Consider the following 16907-nt stretch of genomic DNA (forward strand, 5'->3'; position numbering starts at 1 on the left):
AAATTTAGGAGTTGTCCACAGCTCTGTGCACGGAAAAACCGCAGTTAATAACAAGAATTCCGCACGCCGAACCCAAGGATTTTAAGCCGTGCCGCGAGCTCGGTCACGAATGCGTGTAGTCAGGTCGTTGACCTGGTCCTTTGAGGGCTTTTTCTCCTGAATTTCCTTAACAATCTTGCGTTCAGCGTGCAAAACCGTTGAATGGTCACGATTTCCGAACTCTCGGCCAATCGACGGCAACGAAAGCTCGGTGAAGGACCTCGTCAGGTACATAGCAATCTGGCGTGCATGAGCGACCGGGCGAGTCTTACCCGGGCCCACCAAATCCGCAACCGTTAAGTCGAAGTACTCAGCCGTGGTGGAGATGATGATCTCCGGGGTAATCTGCACCTCGATTTCGTCGGCACCGAGGATCTCCTGCGCAAACTTCAAGGTCACAGGCTCATGAATCATGGATGCGTGAGCACTAATCTGCAGGAGACGCCCCTCGAGCTCACGAATAGAAGACGAGGTGTTCTCCGCGATGTACTGGAGTACATCATGCGGAACGACCAAATCAGACAGCTGTGCCTTCTTCGACAGAATTGCGATTCGCGTCTCCAAGTCCGGGTATTGCAGATCCGGATTGAGCCCCCACTGGAAGCGGGTACGAAGGCGATCCTCCAGGGTCTTAAGCTCGCGTGGTGGGCGGTCCGACGACAGCACAATTTGGTGATTGGACTGGTGCAGGGCATTGAACGTATGGAAGAACTCTTCCTGTGTACCTTCCTTGCCCTCCAAGAACTGGATGTCATCGATGATGAGCATGTCCAAATCGCGGTAGCGACGCTTGAAGGATTCCTGGGCGTCGTCACGCACGGAATTAATGAAGTCGTTGGTGAACTCTTCCGAGGAAACGTAACGAACCCGCAGGTTAGGGTACAAATGCTTGGCGTAGTGACCAATGCCGTGGAGCAGGTGCGTCTTGCCAAGACCCGAACCGCCGGAGATAAACAGCGGGTTGTAGGTGCGCCCCGGAGACTCTGCAACAGCGACGGCGGCTGCGGCGGCGAATTTGTTCTGCGGACCAATAACGAAGGTCTCGAAGGTGTAGTTCGGGTTGAGGGTGGGCTCCTCGAAAGGCATGCTCATCTCGGTTGGAGTGCCGTGGCTCTCGGAACGGAAAGGACTTGTGACCTGGCGCTGATCAGCAATAGTCATCGGATTCTCGGCAGATGAGTGCGAAAGCCCCTGGGCCATCGAATCTACGGCGTCCATCGATCGGCGTTGTGACTGGGCACTCTGCTGATTATGGACATTCGGCTGGTGCGTCTGCGACACCTGTGGCGTCTGCGTCGATCCCTGGTGCTGCTCGTGGAGATTGAAGTCGTTCGTATCTGCACTGGGGAACGGGTAGTTGCGGCCAGATTGCTGCTGGTGCTGCTGGTTTGGCTGTTGACGCTGAGCCTGCTGCGGACGCGAAGCTGCAGATGGCATCTGCCCCGAGTGCTGTGCAGATGGTTGAGTGGTCTCTGCTGCCTGGCTATCTTCAGCGTCGTCAGCAGGATCGGCAACGGTGATGACTGTTTCCAACTCCTCGCCGGTCAGCGAGGCTAAGACGGCCTCGATAATGCCCTTGAGCTCTTCTTTTACCAGTGCCTGCACCACTGGCGATTGAGTGCTGAGCAGGAAAAAACCTGGAAAGTCACCAGTGTGCGTCACTGACCGCAGCAGTGCCTTGTGTGGCGGGCGTAGTGGTGCAATGCCCAACTCCGGCGCACCTTCTGGTGAAGTCAGGATAGAAACGACCTGCTCCCAGAGTCCACCTGGCAATTCTGGTTGTTCGCTCACTGTGTGAATGTCCTTTTACATGTTTACGTTCATCAAATTTATCGAGGCGACCTGTTTTTGTGGAGTGTTTTTGGCATGGCGAGAGCGCCATATCTGCCCATTTGGGGGCTATTTCTTGTAATTCGCCCTGTGGGGTGTTTCTACACAAGGTGCTATACGCCCCGAGCAGGACTTCCACATGTTTGTCCACACCTGTGGATAAACCTTGTCGCTAATTGACTAACAGTTTATCCACAGTTTGCCCACAATGAAAAATAGCCCCCTAGTCTGCGTTTACCTAGGTAAACACGTTATTTCCCCTGCTCGCTGTGATTCATGGTGTGGAAGTTATCCACAGCTAATGGGATAAACACCCTGTGGATTGCAGTGCATAGGTCAGTATTTCCACAGGTCAACATCGGTACCGTCGGAAAACTTGGAAAATGATTCTCCAGGTAAATCCGGCGTGTTGATTTGAATTTCTCGCTCGATTCGACGTAACCTATCTGGGTGTTTCATATCCATTGAGATATGAGTCCGAGCTTGTGCTTGGACCCGACAGAACGCATGTAGCTTTCAATCTGTCGGTAAGTAATTTTTCCGTGCATCACGGGAATGCGTCAGACGCATCGCTGCCTCGCACTCGAAGCGAGGAGTTTACTGCGGTGTGTTCAGCGTGGACTCGTGGTCGTTTGAGTTTCAAGGAGTGTCAACCGTGTCGAAGCGGACGTTCCAGCCGAATAACCGCCGTCGTGCACGCGTGCACGGCTTCCGTACCCGTATGCGTACCCGTTCCGGTCGCGCCGTTGTGGCAGCACGCCGCAGCAAGGGCCGTGCCCGCCTGTCCGCTTAAGCAAGAGGACACCGATTTCGGTGCTCCCTCAGAGCAATAAGCTGCGTTCTTCGCGTGACTTCACGGTCACCGTACGACGTGGACGCCGAATCGGACGCAAGACCTTGGTCTTGCATATTCGTGACACCGCCGCTTCTGGCGGTGAAGATAAGACCGATACGCAGATTGCCAGGTTTGGTGGTCCACGTGTCGGTCTTGTCGTATCTAAAGCTGTGGGCAACGCCGTGACTCGTCACGCTGTATCCCGCAAGCTCCGCCATGTTATGGCCGCGGCCGCGCAGGATCTCCCGTCCACTATGGACATTGTCGTTCGCGCGCTGCCCGCTTCTGCCACAGCCACCAGCCAGGAGCTGTCCCACGATGTGCAATCGGCACTCGCTACATACGAACGTCGGCGCTAATTCGCTTGACGACGGCCCCCTCGCCCAGGCCCCCGGTGCACGTGTGGCTGAGAGGGCGATTCTCTTCTACCGCCGTCGTATCTCTAATCTGAAGCCAACGAGCACATGTCGTTTTGAACCGACGTGCTCCGCATATGGTCTTGAGGCCGTGCGCCGCTTCGGAGCTATTCGTGGCCTGTGGCTGACTCTCCTGCGTATCTTCCGTTGCGCACCCTGGCATCCGGGCGGCTGGAATCCAGTTCCAGCTACATTCCCCGGCCTGGGTTCGTGGTTAAAGCGAATGCACAGGTAACCTCTAGTAATGCTTAGCCTTTGACCGGGCTTTGTAGACGAAGGCGCGAGTGCGCTGCCCCCTAAAGAACGGAGTGATCTTAGACCGTGCTCAATTTCGTGTATCGGCCGATTTCGGCCATCCTGTGGTTCTGGCATAAGGCCTCAGGTTTCCTATTCGATCCCTCCTCGGGTATCTCGTGGGTGCTGGCCATTATTTTGCTTGTGGTCACCATCCGTATCCTCCTGTTTAAGCCGATGCTGAACCAGCAGCGTTCTGCCATCAAGATGCAGCAACTCGCTCCTGAGATGCAGGCGATCAAGGAGAAGTACAAGAATGATCAGCAGGCTCAGGCTCTTGCTATGCGCCAGCTACAGAAGGAAATGGGTGTCAACCCGCTCGGCGGCTGTCTGCCGATTCTGGTTCAGATGCCTGTGTTCATCGGTCTTTTCCACGTGCTGCGTTCGTTTAACCGAACGGGTACGTCGGGCAATGCGCTCGGCATGTCGGTGGAGCAGAACTGGAATACGCCTAACTACATCTTCGGTGTAGATGAGGTGCGGTCCTTCCTCCTGGCTCGTGTGCTCAATGCTCCACTGTCCAGTTCGGTTGGAATGGGTGAGGATCAATACGCAGCCTTTACCGTGCCTGGTACGCCTGCAGACTTCACCCGCATGGACATCATGATCGTTGCTATCCCGCTGATTGTTGTCGCGGCACTGGCAACGCACTTCAACGCTCGCATGTCTGTTGAGCGCACCCGTGCCCGCCAGGAAGCCGGCTTGGTGAAGCGCCAGGAAGGCCCTATGGGGCAGCAGATGGACATGATGAACAAGATGATGCTTTGGTTCTTCCCAATCATGATTCTTGTTACCGGTGCTTTCTGGCACATCGGTCTTCTTGTCTACATGGTGACTAACAACGTGTGGACCTACTTCCAGCAGCGCTACATCTTTGGCAAACTGGATGAGGAAGAGAAGGAAGCTGTCGCAGCCAAGAAGGCTGCTAAGCGCGAGGCACAGGAGAAGCTCGCTCCGAAGGTTGGCCAGAAGCCAATCAACCCGAAGAAGGGCGGCAAGCGCCAGGCAGCGCAGAAAGCGCAGCAGTTGCAGTCTGGTGAGGCTTCTGCAGCGAACAAGGCTTCTAGCCATCTTCCGGATGGTAATTCGGGGAAGGGACAGCAGGGCCCAGCCTCGAAGCCAGCGCCAGGACAGAAACCCGCAAATCGGAAGAACCGGAAGCGGAAAAAGAAATAGCTGAAGTGGAATCGCCCTTCGTCTACATAAGTTAATTAATCGAAACGCCCCGCAGTTGATGCGGGGCGTTTTTGCTTGCCTTCGTGCTCTATCGAGCAAACAACGTCACTGTTATTACAGGCATGTAATTTTCTCCGGGGCCTGGAGTTTGGCATCCAACTTTGATCAATGTTTCACGTGAAACATCGCTGTTGCACTGTCGTACACTAGGGGTAATGAAAAGCTCGACGGGTGACGGCACAGCTGCCCCATTGGAAAGGTTAGTGGAACTGTTGAGTAACTCCGCGAAAGACGTCGATAATCAAGAAGCCTCCGCAGGTTTGGTCGATGCGGATCTGCGTTCGGTGATAGATACCGTGTTTGGAGGGAATGCCGATCGAGCATACCGCTACCACTCATGGTTGGCTGAGGAGGCTACAGTCCGAGGTTTGATTGGGCCACGTGAAACTCCAAAGCTGTGGGATCGGCACATTATCAATTCTGCGGTAGTTGGAGAAGCGATAGGCAAAGGGCTTGTAGTTGCGGACATTGGTTCGGGGGCAGGCTTGCCCGGGATTCCGCTTGCTCTTGCACGACCAGATTTGAAGGTGGTTCTTGTAGAACCATTGCTGCGCCGTACGACTTTCTTGAACGAAGTTGTGGAAGATCTCGAGCTGGACAATGTGACCGTGGTTCGCGGCCGCGCTGAGGAGAAAGTGGTTCGCGCTGAGGTTGGCCAAGTAGATGTCGTCACTTCTCGCGCTGTTGCCCCTCTTGGGAAATTGGCGGGCTGGTCGCTTCCTTTAGTTAAATCCGGAGGCGCGATGGTTGCACTGAAGGGTGGAACTGCGCAAGAGGAGATTGATCGGGACGCAAAGCTTATTGCCAAGGCGAAGGGAACTAATCCCCGCGTTGTAGAGGTTGGCGGTTCCGTGTTGGGAACTTCGACGTACGCCGTGATTATTCAGAAGAAGTAGGTTGTAAGTCCCCCTCCCCTACTCCACTGCCGGTTCGCTTGTGTTTTGGTTTCGACATTGAGGCGCGTAGTGCCGTCGGGCTAGAGTGGGATAAGTATCGCGGTATGGCAAAGTCCTACCGGCCAAGGTGGATGTTTCACGTGAAACATTTCCACAATCGTCGGCGTCTAACGCTTGTTGGGGCTTGATGATTACGCTTTTGCAGATAGTTACTAAGTTTTTATTCGCACTCCAGTGGCCATGATTGGTGATTGCTGTGCTTGTAAGGGGAATAGTTAATGAGCCGGAAGTCCTGGCAAGACACACCCATCGCTGCGGCAGCTCAACGGGCAGCGCAAGTTAAGGCCCCGAACCGTTTATCGCTTCCACGCCCCGAACGCCCGCGCCGTATTACTATCGCCAACCAGAAGGGTGGCGTGGGCAAGACCACTTCGGCAGTCAACATCGCGTCGGCGCTCGCGCGGCATGGTCTCAAGGTGCTAGTCATCGATAATGACCCGCAGGGAAATGCTTCTACGGCCCTGGGGATTGAGCATGTTTCCGGGACCCCGTCGACGTATGAGCTTCTAATTGGCGAACTACAGATTGACGATGTCATCCAGCGTTCCCCTGAATCTGAGAATCTCTTTTGTGTGCCAGCGACGTTGGACTTGGCGGGCTCCGAGATTGAGCTGGTCTCGCTCCTGAACCGTGAGCGCCGACTTCTCGATGCAGTGTCAGATCAGTACCTGATTGACAACGGCTTTGACTTTCTCATTATTGACTGCCCTCCTTCGCTCGGTCTGTTGACTCTGAATTCGATGACTGCCGCCAACGAGGTTTTGATTCCGATTCAGTGTGAGTTTTACGCCTTGGAGGGTGTGACTCAGCTGATGAATAACGTGCAGATGATTCGTCAGCATCTCAATCCGGAGCTACATATTTCTGCTGTGCTGCTCACTATGTTCGATGGCCGCACCAAGCTTTCGGAAGAAGTTGCCAATGAGGTTCGTAACTACTTCGGTGAGGTTGTGCTACGTAATCTCATCCCTCGATCCGTGAAGGTATCGGAGGCGCCGGGATATTCGCAGACCGTAATTTCCTACGATCCAGGGTCTCGGGGCGCAGTTGCTTATCTTGACGCCGCGAAGGAATTGGCAACGCGTGGCGACTATTCCGCAGTTCCGGGTGGAAGTGCGATTGGGCAAAAACCAGCTTCCTCCCCTACCCCGTCCAATTCCACTGAGACAAATTAAAGCCACTAGGAGTAGTTACCGATGTCGAATCAAAAAAAGGAGAACCGCAAGGGAGGGCTCGGTCGCGGTATCGCCGCGCTGATCCCAACTGCTCCGGCGGCTAACCCCTCGGTAGGTGAGAGTGCCGCGGATATTATCTTCGGTCCCCGCCGTACCCAGGGGACGAAGCAGCCTGGAAGTAGCGGAGTTGCCGACGTACTGGGGGCAGCCGCGACGGGATCCGGCACCTCGTTGACTGAAGGCAAAAACGCCGGAAAATCTGCAAAATCCGGCCAGAGCAAACCTCATACCAATGAGGCGCAGAAACGTCACAGTGACGATAAGGTTATTGGTAAGTCTAGTGATGTTTCACGTGAAACATTGCCCTCGACGACGTCGGGAGCAGCGGACCATGGCAGCGCCGAGGCTACCGATGTTGACGCTTCGGCCGCAAACGAGTTTGGCGCGACCTATCGCGAGATCAACTTGAAGCTGATCACGCCGAACCCGAAGCAGCCACGAGAGGTCTTCGATGAGGAGCCCCTAAATGAGCTCGCTCACTCTATTCGTGAGTTCGGTCTATTGCAGCCGATTATCGTACGACCAATCTCTGAGGATAGTCGTGCGGCCGCACTCGAGGCAGCGCGCAAGGAAGATCCGAACGCGCCGCAACCCGAGTTTGAAATCATCATGGGTGAACGTCGCTGGCGTGCTTCTCAGCGAGCTGGGGTCGACACGATTCCCGCCATCGTTCGCGATACTCCAAACCAGGACATGCTTCGCGATGCCCTACTAGAGAACATCCATCGCGTTCAGCTGAACCCACTCGAAGAGGCCGCTGCGTACCAGCAGCTACTCGAAGAGTTTGGTGTAACTCAGGCAGAGCTGGCGGATCGAATCGGTCGCTCGCGGCCCGTTATTACCAACATGATTCGACTCTTGCAGTTGCCGGTGGAGGTACAGCGACGAGTAGCGGTCGGTGTTCTGTCGGCTGGTCACGCACGTGCCTTGCTTGGAGTTAAGGCAGGTAAGGAAGAACAGCAGCGCCTCGCCGAGCGAATTGTTGCTGAAGGACTATCCGTCCGTGCGACCGAAGAAGCAGTGACATTACTCAATGCCGGCGAGCGACCGAAAAAGCAGCACCGTGAGCCCACTCCGCAGCCGGAGGTCCTTCACAATTGGGCTGACCGCCTGTCCAATTCTTTTGATACGAAGGTGACTGCCCAGATGGGCAAGCGTAAGGGCAAAATCGTTATCGAATTCGGCAACCTCGAGGACTTTGATCGCATCATGTCACTGATGCATCTCGACGAAGAGTAAACCCGGTTACTGTGACTGAAGTATTCATCGAGAAAATTTCGCTGGCCGACATCGAGGGAATCTATCCAGAGACGATGTTAAGCCTGTTTTGGGAACAGGGCATGGAGCATATCCGTACAGCAACTGCCCTACCCCAGTTCTCGACTGAGCCGCGCGAACCTAATTTGGACCCCAGCACGCCAGAAGAGGATGAAGCGCCTAACGGTGATTTAAAGCATTCGGACGGCCAACCCCCTACTCGGCCAGGCGGAGCTAGTGAAAACCTCTTAAATGGCGATTTAAGCCCTGATTTAGCCGCCCAGGTGCGCTTGGAGAAGGAAGCATGGCTCAATACCGTCTACCTTTCCTGGGGACCGTGCGGATATTCGCTACGACGAAAGCCACCGGCATCACTTATCGATGGGAAACCTGAGACCGTCGGCACGCTGCTCTTTGCTCCGCCACGCTTCTGCCCGACGACATTTTCCATGCCTTCCGGACCAATATCGCCGGATGCGATTGCGCTGACGAGTCTGCATTACAACGCTTTAGAGGTTGACGATGACATGCTCCGCGTGCTCATTGTGACCGCTCTGCACAAGCTCGCGCTGCGCGGGATTTCAGCGGTAGAAGCGTTTGGTTGCAGTGGCACGGCGGATTCTATGTCGGCATTTACGCCGTCGTCGCCAACGCCTGACGACGGTACGGAGAACCTAATCGCTGATTTCGAAGCGCAACTTGAAGAAAAGCTAAATCCTAAGCCGTGTATTTCAGATTCGTTGGCGGCGATTAACCATAACGCCGGTGATTTGATTCGTACGCGAACCCTTCTTGACTCCGGGTTTCGGGTGGTCACTCCACATCCGATTCATCCGAAACTCCGTATCGAGTTGGATGCGGAATTGGATTGGGACGAAGAAATCGGCCATGCGTTGGATCTAAGTGCGAAAGAACCCTTTATGCGCTCAAAGCTGTTCAGTCTTTAGCGCCGGGTTTGATTGATCAGCCGTGTTTAGGCTTTTTCCTCTTCAATCAGCTGCGCAAAGCTGTAAGCGCCGGTCATTGGCTGCTGCTCTTCATCGCCCAGGTACAGACGCTTTACAGCGACAACGATAGATTCGGCAATTACGTCACGCTGATCTGGGGAAGAAAGAATTGCGACGTCATCCTCGTTGGTCAGGTAACCAACGGCGACTTCCACCGTGGGCATCCTGGTCAGACGGAGGAGATCCCAGGTACGGGCGTGCGAGCGGCAGTCTACCAGGCTCGTACGGGCAACAATCTCTCGCTGGATAAGGCCAGAGAGCTGTTCGCCCAGAATGGAGTTGGAGCCCTTCATCGAGCCAAAGTAAAAAGTCGCAATACCGCTGGCGCGGTTGTTGTGATAGTGGTCGGCCTGCAGGGAGATGAAGACGTCAGCGCCAAATGCGTTGGCCATCTCAGCGCGATCCTCGATGGACGGATTGTCGGTACGAGGACGAGACAGAATAGTCTCTGCACCTGCCGCGACAAGGCGACCCTCAATGCGAGAGGCCAAATCCCAAAGAATCTCTTCTTCAGAAATCTGACCGTAAGGGCCGTCGACCACAATGCCGGGCTCCCCTGCCCCAAGACCTGGATCAATGACAATGCGCTTTCCAGAGAGCTTCGGCCCCATCGTGCGCAGTATTTCCTTCTCGTGGAAGGCGTTTACAGAGCCACCAGTAACCCTCCTGCCCAAGTAGCTGAGCGCCCGGAGAGTAACGGGACCACAGATACCGTCGGGCTCCAGCCCGTAATTGAGCTGGTATTCACGTACAGAGGCATCGGTCTTCGGGCCAAAGTGGCCGTCTACTCGGGCATCGTGGAAGCCGAGTTCCTGCAAGGTAGCTTGGAGAACGCCTACGTCCTCACCGGTCATTTGTGACAGTGGATCGTAGGACAGTACGCGGGTGCCCAGAGTGTACGAGGCTTCTCGCAGTAGGCGCAGGGTGCTGTCGCGGATGATCCCGTCGGCATAGACACCGCGGGACTGTTGGAACGCCAGGAGAGCGTTGCGCATATCCTCATCAAAGAGGTCATCGTCACCAGACCACTGAGGCGAGTTCTCCTCCGCGGCTGAGCCCTCCCAATTGGGCAGAAGCCCAAGACGAGCCAGGGTCGAACGTACCTCGGCTACACGAGGTGACCTATCGCCCACCTTCAGAAACTCTGGCACGAAAACTCCCTTCCGAACTCCACAATTATGTTTAGGCCGTTGTGGGTCCTCACAACACTTAATCAGTATTACTGGCCAGTGAGCTAAACGAAACTTCAGTTAAGAAATCTCGCGCACTCTCAGAGGATATGGTCAGCAATACCTCTCAAGTTGGCGGCAACCTGGTTCCTTCACGGTATTAAGGAAGACGTAAACCGCCATTTCCAGCAAGATTACCAGGTCGCAGGCGCGAATTGATTGTTACGAGGGCGCGTCGGCTAGCCCGACGGCAGAACCCCAGGACTAACTCTAAATCACAACCACAACTTCAGTCACATCATAATGGGGTGTGTCCAACGAAGGTGGCAATAGCGAAGTGGCGGGTGGGCAGTCGTAACCTCGTATCGGATAAGGAGCAACCCCAAGTTCTTTTAAAGGTGCTTTTCGATGAGCGACGTGATTTCGCCCTTCGGGCGGACTCCGCGAATCTCTTCGACCTTCTTGCCGTCCTTGAATAGGAGCAGGCTTGGGATGGACATGATCTGGAACATGCCAGCCAGTGCACGCTCCTCATCAACGTTGACCTTGGCGATGACGGCCTTGCCATCGAGCTCGGTCGCAACCTCGTCCAAAACGGGAGCAATCTTCTTACACGGGCCACACCACTCTGCCCAGAAATCAACAAGCACCGGCTTATCGGATTCGAGGACATCGGACTTAAAGGTGTTGGCGGTGACGGTTACCGGAGCCATGAAATTCTTCTCCTTAGAATGAGCTCGTTTGAGTTCTTAGTGGTTTTGTTTTGTGGTCTTGATTCTAATTTTTCAACCTAGCTTCTTCAGCCTCGCGTACGGATTTGGCGCTCAAGGCGTCAAAAATTAGGGCTTCCGGTGGTGCGAGTGAAGTACTAAATTGTTAATTAATGGTGTTCTTGAGAACGCTGCAAGTGCTCGATGAGTACGGGGCGTACCGGGCTATAACACGTCCTGCTGCGCCCTGATTGAGCTACAGCTAACAACAATTGGGCTTACCGGCTATCGGATATTCCCCATAGTTGGATATCTGCAATCGTAGGGCTTATCCAACAATTGCGATACCCCAACTATTAGGTGTTTATCCAGCTAGTGCGACTGCCCTGCTGTCAGCTACCGAGCAACAGTTTCCAAGTAGTGCTCAGCATCCAGCGCAGCCTTGCAGCCAGAACCAGCGGCGGTAATTGCCTGCTGGTAATGCGAGTCAACAACATCGCCCGCCGCAAAGACGCCCTTGAGAGAGGTCTGGGTGCTCGGAGCGGCTACCTGAATGTAGCCATTCTCATCGCAATCCAGCTGATTGCGAACCATCTGCGAACGTGGCTCGTGGCCAATTGCTACGAACATGGCAGTCACATCCAGGACGGACTTCTCACCAGTGACGGTGTCTTCCAGCTCGAGACCGGTAACCGAACCCTTGTCCTCACCAAGAACCTGGGACACAACCTTGTTCGTCGCAAAGCGAATCTTGTCATTGTTCTGCGCGCGCTCGACCATGATCTTCGACGCACGGAACTCATCGCGGCGATGGACAATCGTCACCGAGCGGGCGAACTTGGTAAGGAAGGTTGCCTCTTCCATTGCGGAGTCACCGCCGCCGATGACGGCGATATCGTGGTCGCGGAAGAAGAAACCATCACAGGTGGCACAAGCGCTGACACCATGACCAAGCAGCGCCTGCTCACCCGGAGCACCCACATAACGCGGAGCGGCACCGGTTGCCAGGATGACAGCGTGAGCCTTGTGCTCTTCTTCGCCAACCCAGACAGACTTGATATCGCCGGTGAGATCCATGCGATCGACAATCTCCATGCGCAGGTCAGCGCCGAAGCGCTCTGCCTGTGCGCGCATCTGATCCATCAGCTCTGGGCCCATGATGCCCTCGGAGAAACCTGGGTAGTTCTCCACATCGGTAGTCGTCATAAGCAGGCCGCCAAACTCGATGCCCTCGAACACCACAGGCTTCAGGTCGGCACGGGCTGCGTAGGTGGCAGCCGTGTAACCGGCGGGACCGGAACCGACGATGATCAGGTCGTGAACGATATCGCTCATGAAGACTCCTATAATTTTTATCTCTCACATCACATGGCGCACAGTGATGCTCAGTAGTAAGCAAATTTTTCAGCTCCGGGAAAGAAATTACCGGAACCAGCCACCTCAACCAACGTGAGGTTAGCCATCTCTATTCCCCCAGCCTCTCCCCTGCTCCGCAGTTGTTAGGCCACCTGCACTTCTTCCAATTGTCGCCGAAGCGTACGACGCGCCCGCGCCCGCCGAGACTTCAACGTCCCGCTCGGCTGCCCAATACTGCGAGAGGTCTCCTGCAGCGAATATCCAAAGATGTCCAAGTACAGCAGGGCATCCCGTTGATCCGTTGGCAGCTGCTCCAATGCGGCGGCCATAGTCACACGTAGCGGAACATCCGGGCAGGGAATCGGCTGTGAACTCATAAACGTCTCAAAATCCTCCTCCTTATCGCAGAGAGGGATCTCCCCGAAACGACCGCGGTTGTGGTCAATACACGCATTCTTCACGATGCACGTCAGCCACGTCGCCACCGTCGAACGCCCGCGAAAATTCGCCGCCCCCGCAATTGCCCGCGCCAGCCCCTCCTGTACCCCATCCAAGGGATCGAAATCATCCCGACGATAGCGCCGCGCCATCGCTACCAACTGCGGATAATAACGCCGTGCCAACACCGCGAACGCGCGACGATCCCCCGCCAGGTGCGCCTTCAATAATTCACGATCGACCTCGTCCGCAGATGCATGCTTTTGCATACCGACGACGCCACAATCCCCCAGTCGCCGACCCATGCGGGCCTTACGGTGACTGTCCCCAATTCGATTTCTTCCCCCAAAGTTCATGGCTCCTATGCAAACACGAAACCCGCGCTCTCCGCTTGGCAAAACTGCTGTGGAGACCGCGGGCTGTGGATGAATTTCAAAACGTCCCAGTAGCTGTGGATAACTTGGGACAACTTGAACTGTTGCCACCTAAGGCAAGCTCAGAGCGTTATTCCGTACCACGCACCTGAATGTCGCCAATAGCAACTGGCAGCAACGAATCCGGAGATTGCTCAGCCAGATTGCGGTCGCCGACAAGTGGGTTGTCCGCATCGGAATTCTGCGACTCAGCATCAGCATCAGCATCTGTATCAGCGTCAGTGTCTGAGTCGCTGTCGGCTACCGCTTCCGCAGCCGTCGGCAAGCCGGAGATCCAGACAACAAGGTTCTTCCACTCAGTGTCGCGGCTATCGATTTCAATGGTCGTCGTATCTGAGGTGGCAGTAGCGCTTCCGAGAACCGTTGTGTCATCCAAGTTCGTCGAGTCAGCATCTCGTAGGCCGCGAACTTCAATGTGTGCGCCCGGGGTCGCCGCGACCTTAAGTTCTCGAATGGTTGCCGGTTCATCCAGAGTGACCCGAATACCAACGCCAGGTTTGAAGTCCTCTGGACGATTGCCGAACTGGCTGAGGTAAGTCGAAGTTACCCAGAAGCTTTCCTCGTCACTATCGATGGTCAGCTCAGCCATGTCCGGATTGTCTGGACCGGCTGCCGGGTTGTCGCTGTCGGCCTGCCACTCGTTAGCGTCGGCAAGCGAAAGCGTCGTGATCGGAGCCGGGCCGCGTCGTACGGACTCGGAGTTAATCGGTGCGTCCGAGGAACGGTTAACCAGACCAAAGATGCCCGCGGCGACAAGTGCACCGACAATGACTACACCGACAACGACTGCGCCGGTGCTGAATGCGCGGGTGCGATTCTTGGTGTGGCGAGCGTTTGATTGGGCTACACCGTCGGCATCGACGGATTCGCGCGCACCGGTGTCGGGGTCGATTGCGAGAAACTCCGAAGAGTCGGGGCCGAGCGCTGCAGTGCGCAAATCCTCCGCGAGTGTGCGAGCTGGCGACTCCTGTTGGTTGAAGTTCTCCGGGCGAACCTGCTTCGCGCGGTCGATGGCAGCAGAAATATCGGAGGGGATATTTGGCACGTTGTAGAACAGCTCGTCGATGACAGAAAGCAACGCGTTGTAGTCCGAACGTTGCGAGCTATCGGGCAAAACGACGGGGAAAGCGTCGTAGATGTGGCCGTCGCTGCTGATGCGCAATTGTCCAGGCTTGTTTGTCAGGCCAAGGCAGCGCCCAGATTCGTGGGCGTCGGCGATTGTCTCGGCAAGTGATGCTATTGCGAGTGCCAGGGCATCCGGGTGGGCGGCCTGATCGAACCGCTCAATACCGATACTGCTGGTCCAGTCGGCGACGATGAGCACCTCGGTGCGTGTCTTCGCCACACTATGAATGCGGGACATCCCGGTGCCAGCCAGGTCACGCAGCTCATTGGTCGTCGTGGCAATCTTCTGGGCGGCAACCGATGGCGAAGTGTCGTAGTACGGCAGTGCAATCGTGTCGACGAAGACAAGTGCGACATCTGAGTTGTCGGGATCGCCCATATCCATGGCACGCCACAGGCGCAGACCTGGGTAGGTTGCGACTTCAGAACGCAGACGGAAACGACCACCTGATACCATCTCGCCGGGTACATAGCGGGTTGGGCGAGAACCCTGCGTCGGCATCGGTGGCAGCAGCGGCGAAGCGGTGAAGCCCTCGTTTGCCAGACCCGTGGCCTCGCCGATCAGGTTCGACGGGGCAATCGAGAAAGCATCAGCGGCGAAGCCACGTTCGCGCTCCATATCCTCACGGTCGGCGACGGCATTGTCGGCTGCATGAGGCTGCGGAGCAAAGCGGCGTAGACCCGGGATGCGGCCGAGGAAGCCACCCAGAACGCGGACCTCTTCCAATGGAGCCTGAGCGAGCACCAGGCCGGTACCGATGAGGAAGACCACGCCGGTGACGATGGTCTGCAGCAGCACGCCGAAGGAACCGAAGAAATCGAACAGCACAAGGTCGGTCAATGCGAATGCGCCCCAAGCAACGGCGACACCGACAAGCGACGCCCCCAGTGCCCACAGCACGGTGTGGACGGTCGCCTTACTGTCCAAGTGTCCGAGAGTGCGGCGCAAGAGCAAGAAGCCAATTACCGCGCCGGCGACGAAACCGAAACCGTTGGCGGCACCGAGCAACACGACGACGGTCTCATCGTCAGAAGCCAGACGAGGAGCGAAGAACGACAGAATCACCTTGACGGTGGTAATGCCGAGGATGATGAAAGTCGGGGTCCAGGCCTCTTCACGGGCGTAGAAAACACGCAAGTGCAAAAGCACAATGGCGTATGGAATAAGCGAGAACGCCGAGAAGGACAGCGTCCAGCCGAGAATCTCTGCGGTTTCGCGGGGGAACTCCAGATACGCAAAAAGACCGACGGCGATGGGGCGGCCGAATGCGGTGAAGAATGCGACGATCGGCACCAGCGCAATCATGGTCAGGCGCGTACCGATGGACAGATCGCGGACCACTGCCCCATCATTGCCGTCGGCTGCATTGCGGGACAGTCGCGGCATGATGGCGGTCAGCAAGGTAACGCCGATGATGCCGTAGGGCACCTGCAACAGCAGCCACGCCTGCTGGTAAATCGTCGGCGCGGCCTTGGAGGCAGTCGAGGCAATATTGGTGGTGATGAAGTAACCAGCCTGGGAAATTGCCACGTAGGTAATAATCGCGACACCCATGCCGGTGAACTGTTTGATGCGGTCGTCGATACCCCACAGCGGACGCAAATCAATGCCCGCGCGCTTGAGGTAGGGAATCATGATGGCTGCCTGAATGACGACACCCAGGGTGGTACCAAGACCCAAAAGCAGGATGTGCGGATCGGAGAGTGAACCGTCCGAATCCGGACTCAATTGGCCGGGCAGGAACAGATATAGCAAGAGCGTGGCAATGGCCACGACGTTGTTGGCGACAGGTGCCCACGCACCGGGTTTAAAGATTCCCTTGGTGTTTAGCACCGCCATGAGCAGCGCAAATATGCCGTAGAAGATAATCTGCGGCAATAGTAAGAACGCAAATGACGTTGCCAGCGGAACGTTGACCTTACCGGCCTCGTTAAGGCTCAATCTGGTCAACAGTGGCGCACCTATCACCGCCAGCACCGTCACCACTGCCAACAGCGTCATAGAGACAGTCAAGAGACGTCTAATGAAGGCGGCACCGTGATCTGGATCCTCCTTCTCCGCGCGCACCAACACTGGCACCACCAGAGAAGTCAGCACTGCGCCGAGGACGATTTCCGTAATCAGGTTCGGCAGTGTGTTGGCGACGTTGAAGGCTGAAGCCACAGCCGGACCCAGCGTCGCGCCGATGAGCAGGTTTCGCAAAAAACCCGTAATGCGCGAAATCAGGGTAGCGATTGCCATCGAGCCCGTGGAGGCGACGATGTCCGAGTTCGACTGTCCCTGATTTGCGTCCGCCGTCGAGCCTGCGGAGGAATCGCTGGAAGCGGTTGCTGTCGCAGTTGCCGCCTTTGCTGGCGATGGTGATGCCAATTCCGTCATCGCGTCAGTGGCGGTATCGGCATTTGCCTTATGGCCGGATACGCGAGTTAGGTCCGGGGCCGCTTCGGCCGGCTGAGATTCAGCCGTTGGCCGCGCCGCCGGAACCGGAGCCGGTGGCGCGGGGCGACGAATGCGGCCTCGAAGTCCAGATTTATGCGCGTCTGAGTCAGTCACATGTCCTATTGTTGCT

At 56.0% G+C, this 16907-nt stretch carries 14 protein-coding genes; 8 read left to right on the top strand and 6 right to left on the bottom strand.

Translation table 11 applies throughout. From position 1 onward, the window contains the following. Positions 1–81: 81 nt before the first annotated feature. The gene (dnaA, locus tag QKE19_RS09225) at positions 82–1830 is read right to left on the bottom strand and encodes a chromosomal replication initiator protein DnaA (protein WP_048731378.1); all 1749 of its coding nucleotides are present in this window, start codon (positions 1828–1830) and stop codon (positions 82–84) included. Positions 1831–2524: 694 nt separating this feature from the next. Between dnaA and rpmH the strand changes: the two genes are divergently transcribed. From rpmH to QKE19_RS09265, 8 genes are all read left to right on the top strand, one after another. Beyond that, positions 2525–2662 (top strand): 50S ribosomal protein L34, encoded by a 138-nt coding sequence (rpmH, locus tag QKE19_RS09230; protein WP_005511646.1) that lies wholly within the window; start codon positions 2525–2527, stop codon positions 2660–2662. Between the two features lie 20 nt (positions 2663–2682). Further along, positions 2683–3063, top strand: a complete 381-nt coding sequence (gene rnpA, locus QKE19_RS09235; RefSeq protein WP_005511651.1) for a ribonuclease P protein component — start codon at positions 2683–2685, stop codon at positions 3061–3063. Continuing rightward, positions 3023–3355, top strand: coding sequence for a membrane protein insertion efficiency factor YidD (yidD, locus tag QKE19_RS09240; RefSeq protein ID WP_083324569.1), 333 nt, complete (start codon positions 3023–3025; stop codon positions 3353–3355). Before rnpA ends, yidD begins: the two co-directional genes overlap by 41 nt. A gap of 86 nt (positions 3356–3441) precedes the next feature. Next, positions 3442–4590, top strand: a complete 1149-nt coding sequence (yidC, locus tag QKE19_RS09245) for a membrane protein insertase YidC (RefSeq protein WP_070827214.1) — start codon at positions 3442–3444, stop codon at positions 4588–4590. A 320-nt stretch (positions 4591–4910) separates the two neighbouring features. Continuing rightward, positions 4911–5546, top strand: coding sequence for a 16S rRNA (guanine(527)-N(7))-methyltransferase RsmG (rsmG, locus tag QKE19_RS09250; protein WP_231367212.1), 636 nt, complete (start codon positions 4911–4913; stop codon positions 5544–5546). Between the two features lie 278 nt (positions 5547–5824). Further along, complete coding sequence (locus QKE19_RS09255; protein WP_016421734.1) at positions 5825–6781, top strand: ParA family protein; 957 nt, start codon at positions 5825–5827, stop codon at positions 6779–6781. Positions 6782–6802: 21 nt separating this feature from the next. Next, on the top strand, positions 6803–8080 hold the full coding sequence (locus tag QKE19_RS09260; RefSeq protein ID WP_016421733.1) for a ParB/RepB/Spo0J family partition protein: 1278 nt from the start codon (positions 6803–6805) through the stop codon (positions 8078–8080). Between the two features lie 11 nt (positions 8081–8091). Continuing rightward, entirely contained in the window at positions 8092–9045 is a 954-nt protein-coding gene (locus tag QKE19_RS09265) for a hypothetical protein (protein WP_070827213.1), read from the top strand. Between the two features lie 26 nt (positions 9046–9071). Here QKE19_RS09265 and QKE19_RS09270 read toward each other — a convergent pair whose 3' ends face one another. The 5 genes from QKE19_RS09270 to QKE19_RS09290 all read right to left on the bottom strand — a co-directional run bounded on the left by QKE19_RS09270 (position 9072) and on the right by QKE19_RS09290 (position 16891). Continuing rightward, a complete protein-coding gene (locus QKE19_RS09270) occupies positions 9072–10256 on the bottom strand; it encodes an N-acetylmuramoyl-L-alanine amidase (RefSeq protein ID WP_048733139.1) in 1185 nt (394 codons plus the stop codon). 410 nt (positions 10257–10666) lie between these two features. After that, positions 10667–10987 (bottom strand): thioredoxin, encoded by a 321-nt coding sequence (gene trxA, locus QKE19_RS09275; RefSeq protein ID WP_016421730.1) that lies wholly within the window; start codon positions 10985–10987, stop codon positions 10667–10669. A gap of 393 nt (positions 10988–11380) precedes the next feature. After that, complete coding sequence (gene trxB, locus QKE19_RS09280) at positions 11381–12319, bottom strand: thioredoxin-disulfide reductase (RefSeq protein WP_005511625.1); 939 nt, start codon at positions 12317–12319, stop codon at positions 11381–11383. A gap of 164 nt (positions 12320–12483) precedes the next feature. Further along, positions 12484–13047: a sigma-70 family RNA polymerase sigma factor gene (locus QKE19_RS09285; RefSeq protein WP_224783764.1), complete on the bottom strand. Its 564-nt coding sequence runs from the start codon at positions 13045–13047 to the stop codon at positions 12484–12486. A gap of 235 nt (positions 13048–13282) precedes the next feature. Beyond that, positions 13283–16891: a murein biosynthesis integral membrane protein MurJ gene (locus QKE19_RS09290; protein WP_347890855.1), complete on the bottom strand. Its 3609-nt coding sequence runs from the start codon at positions 16889–16891 to the stop codon at positions 13283–13285. Between the last annotated feature and the right edge of the window lie 16 nt (positions 16892–16907).

Source organism: Corynebacterium sp. c8Ua_99 (assembly GCF_039907185.1).
Classification (GTDB): domain Bacteria; phylum Actinomycetota; class Actinomycetes; order Mycobacteriales; family Mycobacteriaceae; genus Corynebacterium; species Corynebacterium jeikeium_D.